General features: G+C 63.1%; 14 protein-coding genes. 7 read left to right on the forward strand and 7 right to left on the reverse strand.

Translation table 11 applies throughout. The features are described 5' to 3' along the window. Positions 1-44: 44 nt before the first annotated feature. From VIZ63_RS01390 to VIZ63_RS01405, 4 genes are all read left to right on the forward strand, one after another. On the forward strand, positions 45-1,337 hold the full coding sequence (locus tag VIZ63_RS01390; RefSeq protein WP_331607684.1) for an MFS transporter: 1,293 nt from the start codon (positions 45-47) through the stop codon (positions 1,335-1,337). 154 nt (positions 1,338-1,491) lie between these two features. Beyond that, complete coding sequence (locus VIZ63_RS01395; protein WP_331607685.1) at positions 1,492-2,787, forward strand: putative porin; 1,296 nt, start codon at positions 1,492-1,494, stop codon at positions 2,785-2,787. Between the two features lie 141 nt (positions 2,788-2,928). Further along, a complete protein-coding gene (locus VIZ63_RS01400; RefSeq protein WP_331607686.1) occupies positions 2,929-5,250 on the forward strand; it encodes an NADP-dependent malic enzyme in 2,322 nt (773 codons plus the stop codon). An 18-nt stretch (positions 5,251-5,268) separates the two neighbouring features. After that, on the forward strand, positions 5,269-7,260 hold the full coding sequence (locus tag VIZ63_RS01405) for a sulfotransferase (protein ID WP_331607687.1): 1,992 nt from the start codon (positions 5,269-5,271) through the stop codon (positions 7,258-7,260). Positions 7,261-7,296: 36 nt separating this feature from the next. Here VIZ63_RS01405 and VIZ63_RS01410 read toward each other — a convergent pair whose 3' ends face one another. Further along, a complete protein-coding gene (locus tag VIZ63_RS01410; protein ID WP_331607688.1) occupies positions 7,297-8,811 on the reverse strand; it encodes an NAD(P)/FAD-dependent oxidoreductase in 1,515 nt (504 codons plus the stop codon). Between the two features lie 86 nt (positions 8,812-8,897). On the opposite strand from VIZ63_RS01410, the gene VIZ63_RS01415 reads away from it, so the two are divergent. The 3 genes from VIZ63_RS01415 to VIZ63_RS01425 all read left to right on the forward strand — a co-directional run bounded on the left by VIZ63_RS01415 (position 8,898) and on the right by VIZ63_RS01425 (position 11,851). After that, positions 8,898-9,554: a thermonuclease family protein gene (locus tag VIZ63_RS01415; RefSeq protein WP_331607689.1), complete on the forward strand. Its 657-nt coding sequence runs from the start codon at positions 8,898-8,900 to the stop codon at positions 9,552-9,554. A gap of 12 nt (positions 9,555-9,566) precedes the next feature. Continuing rightward, positions 9,567-10,139 carry a tetratricopeptide repeat protein gene (locus VIZ63_RS01420; RefSeq protein ID WP_331607690.1) on the forward strand — a complete coding sequence of 191 codons (573 nt, stop codon included), beginning with the start codon at positions 9,567-9,569 and terminating at the stop codon, positions 10,137-10,139. Between the two features lie 203 nt (positions 10,140-10,342). Further along, positions 10,343-11,851, forward strand: a complete 1,509-nt coding sequence (locus tag VIZ63_RS01425; protein ID WP_331607691.1) for an MFS transporter — start codon at positions 10,343-10,345, stop codon at positions 11,849-11,851. A 180-nt stretch (positions 11,852-12,031) separates the two neighbouring features. Here VIZ63_RS01425 and VIZ63_RS01430 read toward each other — a convergent pair whose 3' ends face one another. The 6 genes from VIZ63_RS01430 to VIZ63_RS01455 form a co-directional block, all read right to left on the reverse strand. Beyond that, positions 12,032-13,654, reverse strand: a complete 1,623-nt coding sequence (locus tag VIZ63_RS01430; protein WP_331607692.1) for an NAD(P)/FAD-dependent oxidoreductase — start codon at positions 13,652-13,654, stop codon at positions 12,032-12,034. Continuing rightward, entirely contained in the window at positions 13,638-14,804 is a 1,167-nt protein-coding gene (locus tag VIZ63_RS01435; protein ID WP_331607693.1) for an aromatic ring-hydroxylating dioxygenase subunit alpha, read from the reverse strand. The genes VIZ63_RS01430 and VIZ63_RS01435 overlap by 17 nt, the downstream gene beginning before the upstream one ends. Before the next feature lie 191 nt (positions 14,805-14,995). Continuing rightward, positions 14,996-15,829, reverse strand: a complete 834-nt coding sequence (locus tag VIZ63_RS01440) for a 5'-3' exonuclease (RefSeq protein ID WP_331607694.1) — start codon at positions 15,827-15,829, stop codon at positions 14,996-14,998. 10 nt (positions 15,830-15,839) lie between these two features. Beyond that, positions 15,840-17,282, reverse strand: a complete 1,443-nt coding sequence (locus VIZ63_RS01445) for a M20/M25/M40 family metallo-hydrolase (RefSeq protein WP_331607695.1) — start codon at positions 17,280-17,282, stop codon at positions 15,840-15,842. Positions 17,283-17,516: 234 nt separating this feature from the next. Continuing rightward, a complete protein-coding gene (locus VIZ63_RS01450; protein ID WP_331607696.1) occupies positions 17,517-18,836 on the reverse strand; it encodes a cytochrome P450 in 1,320 nt (439 codons plus the stop codon). A gap of 21 nt (positions 18,837-18,857) precedes the next feature. Next, positions 18,858-19,178, reverse strand: a complete 321-nt coding sequence (locus VIZ63_RS01455; RefSeq protein ID WP_331607697.1) for a 2Fe-2S iron-sulfur cluster-binding protein — start codon at positions 19,176-19,178, stop codon at positions 18,858-18,860. Between the last annotated feature and the right edge of the window lie 291 nt (positions 19,179-19,469).

Genomic DNA, 19,469 nt, shown 5'->3' on the forward strand with positions numbered 1-19,469 from the left:
TTCCATGCCAGAATCCGCGCGGGGATCCAGCGGAACAACCAATAATGACCGACACGACCCGCGGCGAGCCGCGCCGCAACTCGTCGGGCCAGGTGCTCTTTGCCAGCCTGATCGGCACCACCATCGAGTTCTTCGATTTCTACATCTACGCCACGGCCGCCGTGCTGGTGTTTCCGCATCTGTTTTTTCCGATGGCCGATCCGGCCAGCGCCACGCTGCAGTCGTTTGCGACCTTCGCGCTCGCCTTCGTGGCGCGCCCGATCGGTTCGGCGCTGTTCGGTCATTTCGGCGATCGCATCGGACGTAAAGCGACGCTGGTGGCGGCGCTGCTGACGATGGGTCTGTCGACGGTGTTCATCGGATTGCTGCCGACGTACGACTCCATCGGCGTCGCCGCCCCGTTGTTGCTGGCTGTCTGTCGTCTCGGTCAGGGGCTGGGTCTGGGCGGTGAGTGGGGTGGGGCGGTGCTGCTGGCCACGGAGAATGCTCCGCCGAATCGACGGGCGTGGTACGGCATGTTTCCGCAGCTCGGGGCGCCGATCGGCTTCATCTGTTCGACCGGTGTTTTTCTGCTGTTGACTGCAGTGCTCACCGAGGCCGAGTTCTTCGCGTGGGGCTGGCGTATTCCCTTCCTCGCCAGTGCGCTCCTGGTATTCGTCGGCCTGTATGTGCGGTTGCGCCTGACCGAAACACCCGCGTTCGAACGCGCGATCGAGAACAACGAGCGCGTGCGTCTGCCGATGTGGATCGTGGTGCGCGACTATCCGCGCGAACTCGTGCTGGGTGCCTTCGCCGCGACGGCGACCTTCGTGGTGTTCTACCTGATGACCGTGTTCACGCTGAGCTGGGGCACTGCGCAGCTCGGCTACAGCCGGCAGGAATTCCTCATCATGCAGATGATCGGCATCCTGTTCTGTGCCGCGACGATTCCCTTGTCGGCCGTGTTCGCGGACCGCTTCGGCCGGCGCGTCGTGCTGATGGTTGCCGCCGTTGCGGTGATCCTGTCTGGTCTGACGTTCGAACCTGTGTTCGGTGCGGGCGGTGCAGTCAACGCGACGATGTTCCTGTCGCTCGGACTCGCCGTGATGGGACTGACGTACGGTCCGCTGGGGACGGCGCTGGGCGAGCTGTTTCCCACCGCAGTTCGTTACACAGGCGCCTCCGTGACCTTCAACCTCGCAGGGATCATCGGTGCGTCGCTGGCGCCGTACATCGCCACCTGGCTCGCGACCCATCATGGGCTGGCAGCCGTCGGGTTCTACCAGTCGGCCGCTGGACTGGTCACGCTGATCGCCTTGCTGTTGATGCGCAAAACACCGGTACATGCCGTTGTTTGAGCACCGGATGCGCCGGGCTCGGGGGGTTCCCGGAGAGGTGGGTAAGATTCTCTCTGAATCGACCTTGCCTTACATGCGCGATCTGCCCGACCTGCCGATGAATGGTCACGGGATTCGTCCGTGCCGCCGGCATGGCTATTCCTCGGAGTAAGCAATGAGAACCGCGATCGATCTTGCGAAGTGGATGGTTGCCGCCGTGTTGGCAGCGGTCCCTGTCGTGGCGTCCGCCGCCAGCGACCCGGACGCTGTGGCGAAGGCGCTGGAACAGATGAACCGGCGGCTCGACCAGCTGGAAGAGCGCAATCAGCAGCTCACGATGCGGGTCGATGAGCTGACGCGACAGAACGAGACGCTGCGTGCCGCGAACCCTGCGCCGCAGCCTCCTGTCGCTGTCCCGCCTGCGGCCGCTGCTGCGGCACCCCGCGATGAATGGGAATCGCGCATCAAGCTGGGCGGTGATTTCCGTTTCCGTCATGAGAACACCCGCAACGAACTGCTGGCCGACGATCGCACGCGCGAGAGCATTCGCGCGCGGCTCAATGCCGCCATCAAGGTCAATGACAAGATCAGGGGTGAGATCGGCATCGCCACGGGCGGCCGCGACCCGCGCAGCGCGAATGCATCTCTGGGCGAGGCGGAGGCACGCAAGGACATCGGGCTGGATCTCGGCTACATGACGTGGCAGCCCCTCGACACGCTGTCGCTGACAGCGGGCAAGATGCGCGAGCCCTACGTGCGTCCGGGCCGCAGTCAGTTCTTCGACATCGAAATCCGTCCTGAAGGGTTGGCTCTGAACTACAAGGATGGCCGCGGACTCTTCGGCACGGCATTCAATTTCTGGCTGGAAGAACGGGCAGTGCAGGCTGATTCGATGTTGCGCGGTGGACAAGTCGGCTGGGATGGCACGCTCGGCGTCGCGAAACTCAAGGCGGGAATCGGCTACTGGGACTTTCACAAGGTGCGGGGCCGGTTCCCCGGCTTTGGCAACGGCATCCTGAACGAGTTGGGTAACTCGATCGTCGGGACCGGCGCGAACGCCCGCTATCTGTACGACTACGACATCGGCCAGGTCTTCGCCGAGACGACTGTCCCGGTTGCCAGCATCCCGCTGACACTCTTCGCCGATTACGGCCACAACTACCAAGCCGGCAACGGGCTCGATACGGCTTATAGCGTCGGCTTCGTCATCGGCAAGGCGAGCAAGATCGGGCAGTGGGAAGCCGGTGTCCTGAAACAGAAGGTCGAGAAGGACGCGTTGTTCGCCCAGTGGACCGATTCGGAGTTCGCCGGCGGCGTGACCGATAACGACGGCTACGCATGGCGCGTGAGCTGGATGGCGATGCAGAGCCTGCTGGTCACCGCCAACTACTACGACACGCAGTTCAACGTCGATGTGGGCAACGAAGCCCATTTCGACCGCTGGCAGCTGGAATTCAGTTTCACGTTCTAGCGAACGGCCAGCTGGCCGGCTGGCCGAAGGCTCTGCCGGCCGGATCTGCGGACCTGTCTGGCCAGTCGCCAGCGACGCTGGCCAGTCCGCTTCTTTCCGGCATACTTCGCCCCCCAAGAAGAGTTGCGCCGGAAGAAGCCAATGAGTCAGGACGGTTCACTGCCCGCCAATACCCGCGAAGACCTGCGCCTGGCGGCGCTCGCGTATCACGAGCTGCCCACGCCCGGAAAACTGTCGGTCACACCGACCAAGCAGATCACCAACCAGCGCGATCTGGCGCTGGCGTACTCCCCCGGCGTGGCGGCTGCCTGCGAGGAAATCGTCGCCGATCCGCTCAATGCCTTCCGCTACACCGCGCGCGGCAATCTTGTCGGCGTCATCACCAATGGCACGGCGGTGCTGGGCCTGGGTGCCATCGGCCCGCTGGCCGCGAAGCCGGTGATGGAGGGCAAGGCCGTCCTGTTCAAGAAGTTCGCTGGCATCGATGTGTTCGACATCGAGATCAACGAGCGCGATCCCGACCGGCTCGTGGCGATCATCGCGGCGCTGGAGCCCACGTTCGGCGGCATCAACCTGGAAGACATCAAGGCGCCCGAATGCTTTGCGGTCGAGCGCCAGCTGCGCGACCGCATGAAGATTCCCGTGTTTCACGACGACCAGCACGGCACTGCCATCATCGTTTCCGCCGCGGTGCTCAACGGACTGGCCGTCGTCGGCAAGCCGATCGACCAGGTCAAGCTCGTCGTCAGCGGTGCCGGTGCGGCGGCGCTGGCGTGCGTCGACCTGCTCGTCGATGTGGGACTGCCCATCCGCAATATCTGGCTTACCGATCTGGCCGGTGTCGTGTACGAGGGGCGGACCGAATTGATGGATCCGGACAAGGCGCGGTTTGCCCAACCGACCTCGCTGCGAACGCTGGCCGAGGTCATCGAGGATGCGGATGTGTTTCTCGGTCTGTCGGCCGGCGGCGTGTTGAAGCCGCACATGCTGGCGCACATGAAGCCGCGACCGCTGATTCTCGCGCTCGCGAATCCGACGCCGGAGATTCTTCCGGAGGAGGTCAAGGCGGCGCGTGACGATGCGATCATCGCCACCGGTCGCAGCGACTATCCGAATCAGGTCAACAATGTCCTGTGCTTTCCGTACATTTTTCGCGGTGCGCTCGATGTTGGCGCCACCACGATCACGCGGGCGATGGAGATCGCGACCGTGCACGCCATCGCCGATCTGGCGCGGCAGGAACAGAGCGATATCGTGGCGAGCGCCTATGACACGGAGACCCTGTCTTTCGGTCCCGAATATCTGATTCCGAAGCCCTTCGATCCGCGGCTCATCGTCAAGATCGCGCCGGCCGTGGCGCGCGCCGCGATGGAAAGCGGCGTCGCCACCCGACCCATCACCGACATGGACGCCTACGCGCAGCGGCTGCAGCAGTTCGTCTATCACAGCGGCACGTTCATGAAGCCGGTGTTCGCCGCCGCACGCAAGGTCACCGCAGACCGCTCACGCATCATTTTTTCGGAGGGCGAAGAGGAACGCGTGCTGCGCGCCGCACAGATCATCGTCGATGAAGGCATCGCGCGTCCGATATTGATCGGTCGTCCGGCAATCATCGAAAGTCGCCTGCAGCGTTTTGGTCTGCGGCTGCAGCCGGGCCGGGATCTGAGCATCGTCAACCCGGAGCACGATGAACGCTATCGGGAGTACTGGCAGGAATATCGCAGCATCATGGCGCGCCGGGGTATCACCGCGCAGTACGCCAAGCTCGAGATGCGTCGGCGCACGACCCTGATTGCCTCGATGCTGCTGCGCAAGGGCGAAGGTGACGGCATGATCTGCGGCACGATCAGCACCACCGCGCGGCACCTGCGTTACATCGACGATGTGATCGGACGCGCGCCCGGAGCAACCGTGTACGCGGCGATGAATGCACTGCTGCTGCCGGGCCGGCAGGTCTTCCTGACGGATACGCATGTCAATCTCGATCCGACGGCAGAACAGATCGCCGAGATCACGTTCCGTGCCGCCGCGGCGGTGCGCCGTTTCGGCATCGAACCGAAAGTCGCGCTGCTGTCGCATTCGAACTTCGGCACCAGTGATGCGCCGTCGGCGCTCAAGATGCGTCGCGCACGCGAGCTGCTCGAAGCGCAGTCGCCGGATTTCGAGTTCGATGGTGAGATGCACGGCGACTGCGCACTGAACGAGACGCTGCGCAAGGGTGCCTTGCCCGAATCGACGCTGACCGGCTCGGCGAATCTGCTGGTGCTGCCGAATCTCGATTCCGCGAATATCGCCTACAACCTCCTCAAGACCGCCGCCGGCAACAACGTTGCGATCGGCCCGATCCTGCTCGGATGCGCTGCACCCGTGAACATCCTCACGGCGTCCGCCACCGTGCGCCGCATCGTCAACATGACGGCATTGACCGTCGCGTCGGCGAATGCACCGGAGACTCGTCGATAAGCTGCGAGGATCGATGCGATGACAGATTCCGCCATCAATGAGCTCGTCGACCGGGGCCTGGAGGCGCATCGCTCCGGGCGAATGTCCGAGGCCATAGCGGCCTATCGCAGTGCCTTGGCGATCAAGCCGGATGACGCGGAAGTTCTGAGCCTCATGGGCCTGGCGCTGTCGCAAGGCGGACGGCCGGATGAAGCACTGTTGCTGCTCGGCCGCGCCGTGGATATCGAGCCGAAGGCCGTCGGTTTCCGGCTCAATCTGGCGGAGGGTTTCGCCACGGCGGGTCAGTTGCGCCGTGCGTTGCAGGAATTTCAGGCTGTCGCTTCCCTGCAGCCGACGAATGTTCGTGCCTGGGATCGTGCTGGCGATATGGCGCTTGCGTTGAGTGACGCTGCAGCGGCTATTGATGGTTGGGGACGCTCCTACCTCGTCGACTATCAGAATATCGATGCGGCGTTGAAGATCGCGCGTTTCGAGATTGGCAGGGACCGTGTCGATGTGGCAATGAATCTGCTGGATTCCGTGCTGTCTCGCACACCGATGGAACCGCGCACACTTGCTCTGAAGTGCAATGTCCTCGAACAGCGCCGCGACTGGCTGTCGTTGATGCGCGTCAGCAGCGAGTGGTGCCGGGCACGCCCCGGCGATGTCGATGCGTGGCGAATCGTGGCGCGTGCCGCATTCGAGCAGGGGCGTCATGTCGATGCGATCGACGCCTTTCGTCGAGTGCTCCAACTGACCACCCCGACCGCCGAAGACTGGTCCTCGTACGCGGGCCTGTGTCTGCACGCGCTCGATTTCGGAACGGCGGCAGACGCGTTGAACAAGTCGGAGCAGCTCGATCCGAACGCCGTACAGATGCTCGCCAATCGCGCGCTGTTGCTGATGTATCAGGGACAGTTCGCGAAAGCCGAGGAATACTGTCGTCGCTGTCTGGCTGTCGATCCGACGCATGTTCCAACGTATACGACCCTGAGCCGGCTGCGCAGCGGGCGGCTCACTGATCCCGAACTGCAGGCGGTGACTGCTCTGTCGCGTCGAGAGGATCTGGGTCCGGACCGCCGCATCCCATCGGCCTTTGCAGTGGCGCATGCGCTTGATGCGCGAAAGGAGGTCGACGCCGCCTTCCGCGAGTATGAATATGCACATGGTCTGGCGCGGGAACGTGATCGGAGCGAAGGGCAGGCCTACGATCGGGCGCAACGCGAGCAGCAAACGCAACGCCTCATCGAACTATCGCGGGTTGAGTTCCCGGTTCCCGCGCCATCGACCGGCGCCATGCGGCCGATCTTCATCGTCGGGATGCCAAGGTCGGGGACGACGCTCGTCGAGAGCGTGCTGTCGGCGCATTCGCGCGTGCTGGCCATGGGCGAACGGCCGGCGATGCAGCAGATTCTCAGGGCGTTCCTCGAAGGCGATAAGCAGGGTCTGCAACCTGATGCAGCTACGATGACGTCGTGGTCGCGTGCCTGCCTGGCTGGTTGTGTCGTCGCCGATGGCAAGGACCATCTGACGGACAAGCACCCGCTCAACTTCGATGCCGTCGGGCTGATCGCCCGGCTCTTTCCCTATGCAGCGATCATCCACGTGCGGCGCGATCCGATCGAGACCGGCTTGTCGATCTTCCGGCAGGAGTTCAACAAGCACTGGCGGTTTGCGCATCGGCTCGAGGACATCGGTCACTTCTACGGAACCTACGCGCGCCTCGCGCATCACTGGCAGGAATTGCTGCCGGAGCGCTTCGTGACGATCCAGTACGAAGAGTTCGTCACCGACTTCGAGGTGCAGGCAGAGTCGCTCGTTCGAAGCTGCGGACTGGATTGGGAGCCGGAGTGTCTGGACTTCCAGGACACCGTGTCGCGTGCCATTGCGACTTTCAGCACCGTGCAGGCGCGCGAGCCGGTGCGATCGAATAACGGCAGGGCGGCCCGTTACGCGGCACACCTGCAACCGCTCGTGACGGAACTCGAGCGTGCGGGCGTCGATCTGCGCACTGGCGCGCTGCAAGCCTGAAGAATGTGATCGAGTGGCTGAAGGTAACGACTCTCCTCAGGATTCCGTATCCGCTGAAGCATCCAGGGTCGTGCCGGGCACGGTGAGGGCAACCCTGGGGTTCGAGAATTCCATGACACCGTCGTTCACGGCGCCGGTTCGCAACGAGAAGAGATCGAGCACGTAGTTCTGATGCACTCGCCATGGCGCCTTGGCTACCTGGCGCGGCATTCTGTCGATCACCCGCTGTACGTAGCCCGACGAGAAACTCATCCACGGCAGTTCTGCAATGGCAGGATCGGGGCGGCGTGGGGAGCATCGGCGGAAGCCGTGACGATCCATGTAGTTGAGCAGGCGGCAGACGTATTCGCAGGTCAGGTCGGCCTTCAGCGTCCAGGACGCGTTGGTGTAGCCGAGGGCCGATGCGAGGTTGGGAATGTCGCTGTACATCATTCCCTTGTAGCCGATCGTTTTCGACAGATCGACCCGCTGTCCGTCCACCGACAGTCTCAATCCACCCACGGCCGCCAGGTTCAGGCCGGTCGCCGTCACGATGATATCGGCGTCGAGTTCCTGTCCTGACTGCAGTCTCACACCGGTTTCGGTGAACGTGTCGATGTGATCAGTGACAACGGAGGCGCTGCCCTTCCGCAGTGTCTCGAACAGGTCGCCGTCGGGAGTGAGGCACAGGCGCTGGTCCCAGGGGTTGTAGCGCGGATTGAAGTGCGTGGCGACGTCGTAGCCTGGTCCCAGTTCCTTCTCGACGCCTTTCAGGATCAGCTTCTTCATCGCATCGGGCGCGCGACGCGAGAGCTTGTAGAAGAGCATACCCAGCAGCACGTTCTTCCAGCGGACGAGGCCGTAGGCAGTCTTTGCCGACAGGTGTCGGCGCAGCCAGATCGCCAATGCGTCTTCGGCAGGGCGCGTGACGATGTATGTGGGCGAGCGTTGCAGCATCGTGACATGCGCGGCGGTCTTCGCCAGTTCCGGAACCAGTGTTACGGCCGTGGCGCCACTGCCAATCACGACCACGCGCTTGCCGGCATAGTCGATGTCGCCCGGCCAGTGTTGCGGATGCACGGTGCGTCCACGGAATCGCTCGGTGCCGGGGAATCGCGGCGCGTAACCGCCCTCATAGTTGAAGTAACCGCTGCACAGGAACAGGAAGTTGCAGGTAAAGCGGACGGTTTCGCGCGCCGGCCCGCGTTGTGCTTCCACCGTCCAGTGCGCGTCGGCGGTCGACCACGTTGCGGCAGTCGCCCGGTGGCTGAAGCGAATCTTCGGATCGATGCCGTGCTCATGCGCGGTCTCGCGTATGTAGTCGAGGATCGATGCTCCGTCCGCGATGGCCTGCCGCTGCGTCCACGGTTTGAACGAATAACCCAGCGTGTACATATCGGAATCGGAGCGGACGCCCGGATACCGGAACAGATCCCAGGTGCCGCCGATGCAATCACGCCCCTCGAGAATCGCGTAGCTTTTGCGGGGGCAATGCGTTTGCAGGTGATAGGCCGCGCCGATGCCCGACAGGCCGGCGCCGACGATGAGTACGTCGAAGTGCTCAATCGACATGAGCTGCGCTCCCAGGCATTCCGGGAGTATGAAAGTGTGGTGATCTGCCGGTGGCCGATCGATGGAAAATCCGGCAGTCTGGTCCGATGAAATTAGCTGATTTACGCATCATTGCTGTCATGTCGGGGGCTGTCATGTCGGGGCTGCTGTCGGTCGCCACGTCCTGGGGTCATCCCGGCAACGTCGACGCCAACGGGTGTCATCGCGAGGGTGGAACGCAGCAGCGCCATTGTCATCCGGAACGGGCACGGAACCGCGCGGCGACCAACGTGCCCACGCGACCACCGCAGCCGGGTGACGAAGGAGTGTTCCATGGTCCGCTCGTGGCAGTCACCGATGGCGACTCGCTGCGTGCCAGGATCCAGGGCGTGGTGATGGAGTTTCGCCTCGCCGACATCGATGCGCCGGAGAGCGATCAGCCTTACGGTGCACGTTCGCTCGCCGAGCTGCGGGAGCTTACACGAGACAAATCGCTGACCATCGTCTTCCGCGACATCGATCGTTATGGGCGTGTGATCAGCGACGTCTGGGTCGACTCCTTGCATGTCAACCGGGAACTCGTGACGCGTGGCGCCGCCTGGTTCTATCCGCAGTACGCGCGCGATGACTCGCTGTTCCAGGTGGAGCAGGCGGCGCGCGATGCGAAGCGGGGGCTGTGGGAGCTGCGTCGCGCCGATCGGGTCGAGCCCTGGGTCTGGCGTGAGCGCAAGCGCAGCGCCGCGAAATCCGGTGCCGGCAAGTAGGAGTTTCGACCGATGCCCCTCAAGCGGCCGCAGCGCTACCTGCTCATGATTCTGAGTTCCGCGGCAGTGACGTGGACCGTCCTGCGCCTCATGCCTCTGACCACCGCGTTGTGGCTGGGGTTGGTGTTCGTGATCGGCGCGTTGATCCTCGCGGTGTGGGCGCGCCATCTCCTGATGGGGCGAGTGCGTGCACGCCGCCGTCGCTGGGCGCTGGCGATCGAGAGCTATCAGCGCTTCGAGAAAATGCTGTTGACGCAGCGGCTGTCGCGATGGCTCACGCCGGTTCATATCGGTATCTACACGCTGGACGGCGTGGCGCGCACTCGCAACCTCATCGGCGAGGCGCTCATGGAATTGCGCCGGCCGGAGGAGGCGGAAGGCTGGTTCCGTGCCGCTCTGCAACGCGATCCACTGTACCCGGTGCCTTACACCAATCTCGGCACCATCGTTGCCCTGCGAGGGCAGGATGCGGAAGCGCGTCGACATTTTCAGAAGGCGGTGGCTCTGGGGTTCAGTCCTGTCGCGGCGGAGCGCCTGTTTCAGCGGGCGCGTCAGCGCGCCCACACCGAGCGATCGCTGGATTGAACATCCTCAGGCCGACAGTTCCAAACACGCGAAGCAGGCGTGGCGTGCGACGGTGTTGGCGAGCGCGAGCCGGGGAGCAGTTCCGACTGGCAGGTTGATTGTCCAGGGCACCTGCTTTCTCTATGCTCGGCCAGACCCGGAATGCGCCGACGCTCGCGAGCGCATCGTCCTCACAATCGAAGAACCGACACCAGGGGAAACGCTTGGCAACAACGACGGCACCGATCGCCGGCAGCGTGACCGACGCACGCAGCTACGGCACGCCTGGGTATCGGCTCTACGTGCTGGTGATGCTGACGCTGGTCTACACGCTGAATTTCATCGATCGCAATCTGGTGAATGTGATCGCGCAGCCGATCATCCAGGAGTTCCAGCTCTCCGACAGCCAGTACGGATTTCTCAACGGTCCGCCGTTCGCCATCTTCTATGCGCTGATGGGTATTCCCATCGCCATGGCCGCGGACCGCTACAACCGCGTCGTCATCGTCGCCATCTGTATTTCCATCTGGTCGCTCATGACCGCACTGTGCGGCCTGGCAAGCTCGTTCGCCTTCCTGCTCATCGCCCGCATCGGCGTGGCGATCGGCGAAGCCGGCAGCACGCCGCCGTCGAACTCCATCCTCGCGGATTACTACACCCCGAAGAATCGCGCGGCGGCCCTGGCTGTGTTCGCGATGGGCGTGACCATCGGGTCCGCGCTCGCCAACTATTTCGGCGGACCGATCGCCCGCCATCTCAACGGACCCGCACTGCAGCGCCTGTTCGATGGCTGGGGCTGGGACTGGATGGTGGGGATCACCGACTGGTCGCAGATCGCAGGCTGGCGGGCGGCGTTCGTCGTCATTGGTGCGCCCGGATTGATCATCGGCCTCATCACGCTCCTGACGGTCAAAGAACCACCGCGCGGCTACTCGGATCCGCCCGGCACGGTCAGACCAGAGCGTGCCGGCATACGCGAGACGTTGCGCGAACTCTCCGGCAAGTCAACGTTCTGGACGATGGCCCTGGGGGCCTCGATCATTTCCCTCGCCGGCTACGGTCTGGTCGGCTTTCAGGCGCCGATGGTGCAGCGGCTTCATGGTGTAGAGCACGGCGCCTTCGCGATTCAATTCGGTGGACCGCTGGCCATCGTCGCGGCGTTCGGCACGTTTGCCGGCGGCATGATCGTGCATCGGCTGACGCCGCGAATCCCGACCGCGGTGGCGCTCGTGCCGGCGATCGGCGCCTTGCTCGCCGTGCCGATCTACATCTTCACCTTCACGCGGCCGACGGACGAAGTGTTCAGCGTGATGCGCAGCGCCTGGTGTGTCGGCGCCTTCTGCCACTACATGTATCTCGGTTCGCAATACACGATTGGCCAGGGCGTGGTGAGTCAGCGCTCGCGCGCCTCCGCGGTGGCGATCCTGCTGTTGATGATCGCGCTCATCGGCAATGGTATCGGGCCGCTGTTCGTCGGCTGGCTGAGCGACCTGTTCATGAATATGGAGATGGCCAACGCTGGAACCAGCGCCGAGCTGACGAGCCAGCTTTGCCGCAACGCCGTCGAGGTCGCGAAGCTCGCGGCCGATCAGCAGAGCATCTGTCGCGGTGCTTACGGCGAGGGACTCAAGCTGTCGATGATCACGACGACGCTGTTCTTCATCCCGGCAGCACTGTGCTTCTACCTGTCATCGCGGACCCTGCTTCGTGACATGGTCGCCAGGCAGGTGTGAGGAGAAGGGAGTGGGAGTAACCGCAAAGAACGCATAGAACGCATAGAGAGAGGAATAGCCGTAAAAAGCGCAAAGGCGCAAGGCGAGAGCAATTTTTTTGCGTCCTTGCGTTTTTTGCGGCTACTGCCTCTGTCTTCTTTTTCCGGCCCTTTGCGATCTATGCGTTCTTTGCGGTTACTCTTAGCCCGCGCGCCGCAGCTTGCGGTGCTTGAAATCCGCGATGATTTCGCGTGCCGCGTTGTGGCCCGGGGCGCCGGTGACACCGCCGCCCGGGTGCGTGCCCGAGCCGCACATGTACAAGCCGGGCAGAGGGCCGCGATAGTTGCCGTGTCCGAGCGTTGGTCGCGCGGAGAACATCTGGTCCAGGCTCAGCGCGCCGTGAAAAATATCGCCGCCGATCAGGCCGAAGGTCCGCTCCAGGTCGAGCGGACTGTTGATCTGGCGGCCCAGCACTGCCGCCTTGAAGTTCGGCGCGTGTCGATTGACAGTCTCGATCATCAGGTCGGCAACTGTTTCGCGATGCGTGTCCCAGGATTCGCCATTGGGTAGCTGCGGTGCGACGTGCTGGCAGAAGAGACTGGCCACGTGCTGGCCCGGCGGTGCGAGGCTGTCGTCCAGCGTCGATGGAATCAGCACCTCGACGATCGGCGCTTGCGACCAGCCGTGCAGGCGTGCATCGAAGTACGCCTGCTCCATGTATCGCAATGTCGGCGCGATGATGATTCCGGCCGTGTGGTGCTGCGCGCGTTGCTTGCCCGGCAGACAGGTGAAGTCCGGCAGTTCGGACAGCGCGACGTTCATGCGGAACGTGCCGGAGCCGCAGCGATAGCGGTCCATCGCTTCGCGGAATGGTGCGGGCAACACGGCACCATCGATGAGCTGCTGGTACAGCAGTTTCGGATTCAGGTTCGAAATCACGGCGCTCGCGCGGAATGTTTCGCCGTTCGTGGTGACTGCACCCACGGCGCGTCCGTTCTCGACGATGATTTCTTTCACGCCCGCATTCACGCGAATATCGACGCCGCGCGACGCCGCGCATTTCGCCATCGCCTGCGTGATGGCGCCCATGCCGCCGATGGCATGACCCCACGCACCTTTCTTGCCATTCACCTCGCCGAAAACGTGATGCAGCAGAACGTAAGCAGAGCCGGCGGCGTAGGGGCTCGCGAAATTGCCGACGATGCCATCGAAGCCGTACAGCGCCTTGATCGGATCGCTTTCGAACCAGCCATCCAGATAGTCGCCGGCGGAGCCTGAAAACAGACTCAGCAGCAACTGCCGCATGGGCAGATCGAGTTTCTTGAGCCGTGCGGCGAGGTGTCCACCGCGCACGATTTCCGGCAGGGCCTGGCGCCAGCTGCCTTGAACCATGTTGGGCGGGGTTTCCAGCACCACGTCGCGCAGCACATCGGCGATCACGTCGAGTCGTTCGCCGTACGCATCGAGGCGCTCGGCGTCGCGCTGGGAAAACTTCGCGACTTCCTGCTGCGTGCGGCCGCCGCCGCTGCACAGATAGCGTCCATCCTCCGTCGGCAGGAAGTTGGAGAGTTCGCGTTCGACGACGCGCAGGCCGTGGCGCGGCAGCTCCAGGTCGCGAATGACTTTCGGATTGAGCAGCGAGACCGTGTAGGAGGCCACCGAATTGCGGAAGCCGGGATGAAACTCCTCGGTGACCGCAGCACCGCCGACGACATGGCGTCGCTCCAGTACGGTGACTTTGAGCTCGGTAGCGGCGAGGTAGGCGGCGCAGACCAGGCCGTTGTGGCCGCCGCCGACGATCAGTGCATCACTGGAATGAGTCATTCGGCTTCCGGCGTTCGCGGCTCTGCGGCAGGAATTGATGCATGCGCCGCGTGAAGCTGCGCAGGCAGACCTCGGACTCGCTCAGCGGTCCGACCGTGTAGCTGCTCGAACGCATGCCTGCCTGCACGCGTTCGATCAGCGTTTTGTCTTCGATGTTGACCCGGCGGTTGATGCGCCAGTTCAGATAACGCGCCGCGCGCATTTCGCGCCGCGTGTCGGGATGAACATAGGCAATCTCGCGAATCATCGTCTCGGTCGGCGAGACCGGCACGAACTGCATGAAGTCGATCTGATCCGGATAGATGTCGAGGGCGACATTCGGCCACAGCTTGAAATAGGTCCACAGCCGCTGCCGCTCGGGCGGCAGGAAATCAACGGCCGGCAGGACCCGTTGGTACAGACGCTCGGACCAGTTGCGCGAGGGCTCCGCGCGCAGCACGCCCCACATCTTGTCGGCCCAATCCTGGGCATCGATGCCATAACTCTGGCCGAACAACCGCGTCAGCCCGGGATGCGCCACGTTGATATGCATGGCATCGGAATAGTTGTCGGCCACGTTCTTCCAGTTGACCGGGCGCGGACGGAGCGTCACGCGACCCTGCGGTACCAGATCTTCCATGCGGTACGCCGCCAATTCGTCGACGTAGGGGCCGAACATCTCGCGCACGCCGGGTAATCCGGACTCGAAGCGCACGAAAATGAATCCCATGAAAATGTCCTGCTCGAGTTCCACCAGCCCGTGGCGGGACGTATCGAAGTTGCGGAACGTGTCGCGATGCGGGACGCCGATCAGTCGGCCATCCATCGCATAGGTCCACGCGTGATAGGGGCAGGTGATGCGGCCACCGCAGTTGCCTTTCGGGCCGTCCAGCAGGCGTGAGGCGCGATGGCGGCAGACATTGTGGAAACTGCGAATCCCGCTGGCGCTGCTGCGCACCACGACGACCGACTCGCCGAGCAGGTCGAAACAGTGATAGTCGCCGAGCTTGGGAATGTCGCTGAGATGACAGACGAGCTGCCAGCTGGTGCGGAAGATCGTGCGTTTCTCGAGGTCGAAGAAGTCCGCGTCGGAATAGATCCAGGCGGGCAGGCCGACCGAATCGTCTGTCCGGGGATCGGCGACTTGTGCGGGGCGAGCAGCGGCATTCATGTCGTTCCCCTATCCGGAGGCGGCGGTTGCCGCGATGGACTCGAGTGCTGCGACTCTAACGGGCCGGGGCCTGCCACAACAACTCGATTTCCTGAGATGAAGATTTCCTCGAGGGCACGGGGCTCACGGGGGCCGGAAATTCCCGGTTACTCCTTACCCCATGTTCCCGGTCCCGGGATTGGCCAGGGGCGTCACTGGAGCTGCGGCGGCGCTGCTTTGAGACAGCGCTTCAACAGCTTCTCGTTTTCCGACTGCATCGCCCAGCCGGAGAACTCATCCGTCGGACCGCGCCATTGGAGCTCGTCGACGTTGCCGAACAGCCGGGCATCGGTGCGCAACGTGGCGAGTTTCTTGAACAGGAGCGCCAGGTCGCGACGCTCGCCGAGCACATGCGCCGGGAAATCTTCGATGCGGCCATGCGTATTGAGCATTCGCGCCGCGCCGACGCGGCCGATACCTTCGAGACCGGGATAACCGTCAGCCGAGTCGCCCACCAGCGCGAGGAAATCAGGAATCAGCGCCGGCTCGACGCCGAGTTTTTCCTTCACCGCCGCCGCATCGCGAATGGCCTTGGCCTTGCGATCCACCTGCACGATGCGGGTGCCGCTCACGCATTGGCCCAGGTCCTTGTCGACGGTCCAGATGGAGATTTTTTCCACGCGGCTATCCGCAGCGGCCAGATGTGCAGCGGACGCGAGCGCGTCGTCCGCTTCCAGTTCGATCATCGGCCAGACGGCGATCCCCATGAGCCGGATCGCCTCTTCCAGCGGATGAAACTGCGCCCACAAGGCCGGATCGATGCCGTCGCCGGTCTTGTATCCCGGCCACAGCTCATTGCGGAACGATTCGATGACATGGTCGGTCGCGACGCCCAGATGCGTCGCGCCGCCTTCGATCATCTCCAGCAGCGTATTGAGTACACCAGTGACTGCACCCAACGGAGCATCCTTGCCCTTGTTGAACCGGCGCAGACCATAGAAATGCCGGAACAGTTCGTAAGTGCCGTCGAAGAGATGAACGATCATGAGTGCGCGACTAACGCCCGCCCGCGTACAGCTTCGTCAGCCGGTGCAGGAATTCGCGCCCCTCGAGCAGCGACTGCACGCGGATCCGTTCGTTGAGTCCGTGCGCATTCGTGGTCGCGCCGTCCGAGAACAGTCCCGAGACCCCGTAGGTTGGAATTCCGGCGGGCGTCAGGAAACGGCCATCGGTGCCGCCGGAGGCCTGCGCTGGCAGGACGGGAACACCGGGAAACATTTCCTGCGTGAGTTTTTCGATCGGTCCGAGAATGGCGGGTGTCAGCGGCGGCGGCGGTCCTGCCTGTTCGGGCTCGGATTGAAATGCCACGCTCACACCCGTGTCGTCGATGACCTTGATGAGTTGCTGACGAATCTCCTCGGCCGGATGTCCGGGGAAAATGCGGCAGTTGACGTTGACGGTCACAGTCTGCGGCAGGGCATTCAGCGCGTGACCGCCGTCGATCATCGTTGCCACACAGGTCGTATGCAGCATGCCGTTCATGCTCGGGTCCTGCTTGATGCGTGCGATGGCGGCGGCGTCGCCGGTGGCCACGGCTTTCATGTCCGCGCCGCGTTCACCGCCGACGATTCCGCCGTAGCGATCGAAATAGCCGCGCGTCGCATCGTTGAACTCGATGGGAAATTCGTACGCCTGGATCTTCGCCAGCGCCTGCGACATCTGATAGATCGCGTTGTCCGGCGTGGGCCGTGACGAATGGCCGCCCTGGTTGACGGTTTCGAGCGTGTAGTCCTGGTACAGCTTTTCTCCCGCCTGCACACCGTTGTATTGATAGATGCCGGTCTTGCCGTCGTAGCGTCCGCCGCCGCCTTCGTTCAGCGCAAATTCCGCATCGATCAGATCACGGTGTTTCTCGACGAGATAGCGGACGCCGTTGAACGTGTTGGGCGATTCCTCGCCGCAGGTCAGCGCAAGTTTGATCGTGCGCTTCGGCTTGTAGCCTTCCGTGCGATAACGAACCATCGAGTCGGTGAAGATGGCTGCCATCGCCTTGTCGTCCGACGCACCGCGTGCATAGAAGAAGCCGTCTTCTTCGGTCAGCTTGAACGGATCGCGCACCCAGTCCTCGCGCCTGGCTTCGACGACGTCGATGTGGGCCAGCAGCAGAATTGGCTTCAGCTTGGAATCCGTGCCGGGAAGGATGGCGATCAGGTTACCGTCCTGCGGCCGTTCCGGCGGCACGATCAGATGCAGATCGGACTGCGGATACCCGGCCTTTTCGAGCCGCGCCTTCATTGCACTCGCCGCCTGGGTGCAGGAGCCGACCGAGAGCGTCGTGTTGATCTCCACCAGTTCCTTGTAGAGGTCGCGAAACTCCGCTTCTCCAGCGCGCGCCGCTTTCGATGCGGCCGTCTGTTTGCTGGCCGTTATGGCAGCGTCGGCGGCGCCGAACGAACATAGAAGAACCAAGCCAGTCGTCAGGGAATTGCTGAATCGCATGGATCACCAGTCGAGAGGGGGACCGGTGGAGGATAGACGCCGGCCGACCGGCGGCGCCAGCGATACTGCGATCTGATGATAGAGCGGGGAATTTCACACGGAGGTCACGGAGGCCACGGAGGCCACGGAGATGGATACAAAATCGTCCGGGCGCCGTCCCATGGGATTTGCTTCGGTCATGGTCTCCGTGATCTCCGTGACCTCCGTGTGAAACTCTGAATCTCGGTCCTGGTCTCAGTGCCGTCGCGGGATTCGCACCGGCAGCGTCCGGTAGCCACGCACGAACGTGGAGTACACGCGATCGGGCTCGCCCGTCACTTCGATGACCGGGAAGCGCTTGAGGATTTCTTCCCAGATGATCTGCAGCTGCAGTTCGGCAAGCCGGTTGCCGACGCAGCGATGAATGCCGTACCCGAATGAAATGTGCTGACGTGGTCGGGCACGATCGATGAGGTAGTGATCGGGATTCTCGATCATGTCGGCATCGCGGTTGCCGGAGATGTACCACATGATCACTTTCTCGCCTTTGCGGATGAGCTTGCCGCGGAACTCGACGTCTTCAGCGGCGGTGCGGCGCATGTGCGCCAGCGGTGTCTGCCAGCGAATCGTCTCCGACACCATGCCCGGAATCAGTTCCGGATGCGCGCGCAGCTTGTCGTACTGATCCGGGTTCTGATTCAGCGCGAGGAGGCTGCCGCTGATCGTATTGCGCGTCGTGTCGTTGCCGCCGACGATCAGCAGGATGACGTTTCCCTGGAATTCGAACGGCGGCATGGTGCGGGTGTCGGCGCCATGCGCGAGCATGGAAATGAGATCGTTGCCTGGTTCGCGGGCGGCGCGTTCGTGCCAGAGCTTCTGGAAGGTCCCGAAACACTCGCCCATCTCTTCGACCCATTGCTCGGGCCGATCGATGACGCCGCCGCCGGGAACGGCTGTCGCGACGTCCGACCAGCGTGTCAGTTTGCGTCGCTGCTCCTGCGGGAAATCGAACAATGTGGCGAGCGTCATTGCCGTCAGTTCCATCGAGACCTTGTCGACCCAGTCGAACTCCACGCCGATGGGCAACGCATCGAGAATCGCCGCGGCCCGTTCGCGGATCAGGGGTTCGAGGTTTCTGAGATTGCCCGGCGACACCATCGGCTGCACGGTGCGGCGTTGCACGTCGTGCTTCGGCGGATCCATGGCGATGAACATGGGCAGCGGCGCCCGATCCTGACCGTTGCCGAACAGCGTGATGCCGCCGAGGGAGGCCTCGGAGGAAAACTGCCGATGATTGGTGTCGATCGCCATGATGTCGGCGTAGCGCGTGATCGACCAGTAGCGGCCGTACATCGGACTGTCGAACACATGCACCGGATCCTCCCGTCGCAGGCGTTCGAAGTAGGGACCGATGACATCGTGATGAAAGAGCTTGGGATTGGCGACGTCGACGTCCTCGATGCGTTTCGAATACGCATCGCGCCGGGCTTCCTCCACCGTATGCGGGACGTCGGGGAAGTAGCTGAGGTTGTAGCCGGCCGGAGGACCTGCGGCGGTTGCGAGTGTGTCGCTCATGAATCCCCCTTGATCTCGTCTCTAGTGTTGAGATTCGGGCAGGTGGACGACCAGTCCGTCCAGGTCCGGTCGCATCCGGATCTGGCAGGAGAGCCGTGAATCCGCCGCGACTCCGTCCGCGAACTGCAGCATGTCCTTCTCGGCGTCCGTGACGGGTCCGACCGCTGCGAGCCAGGCGGGGTCGATGTGTACATGGCACGTGCCGCAGGCTGCGCATCCGCCACAATCGCCATCGATGCCGGGAACGGCGTTCGACGTGGCGCCGATCATCAGCGTTTCGCCCTCGGCGAGTTCGATCGTGTGACGAACGCCATCGTGAGCGATATAGGTGACCTGTCCCATGGACCCCGCCGCTGATTGGTTACTTTCCGGGCAAATTAGCGAATGGCCTGGCCGATGACAAGTTAACCGACAGGACAGGCGGAGCGGGATGGAACTTAAGATGGCCGTGCGCATTTGGTTCCGACGAAAAGCGCAATCTCCGGCAGACTAGCAATCTGCGGCAGACTAGTAGAACACTCAAGAGATTTCCGGATTGCGGGTCCGGCCCAGACAGACATTACCGATGGCATTCACCCTACACACATCAGGCGTTGTAACCGGCCCTTTCCGATCCGATCCTCCGCTGCCGGA

The sequence above is a fragment of the Povalibacter sp. genome (assembly GCF_036520495.1).
Classification (GTDB): domain Bacteria; phylum Pseudomonadota; class Gammaproteobacteria; order Steroidobacterales; family Steroidobacteraceae; genus Steroidobacter.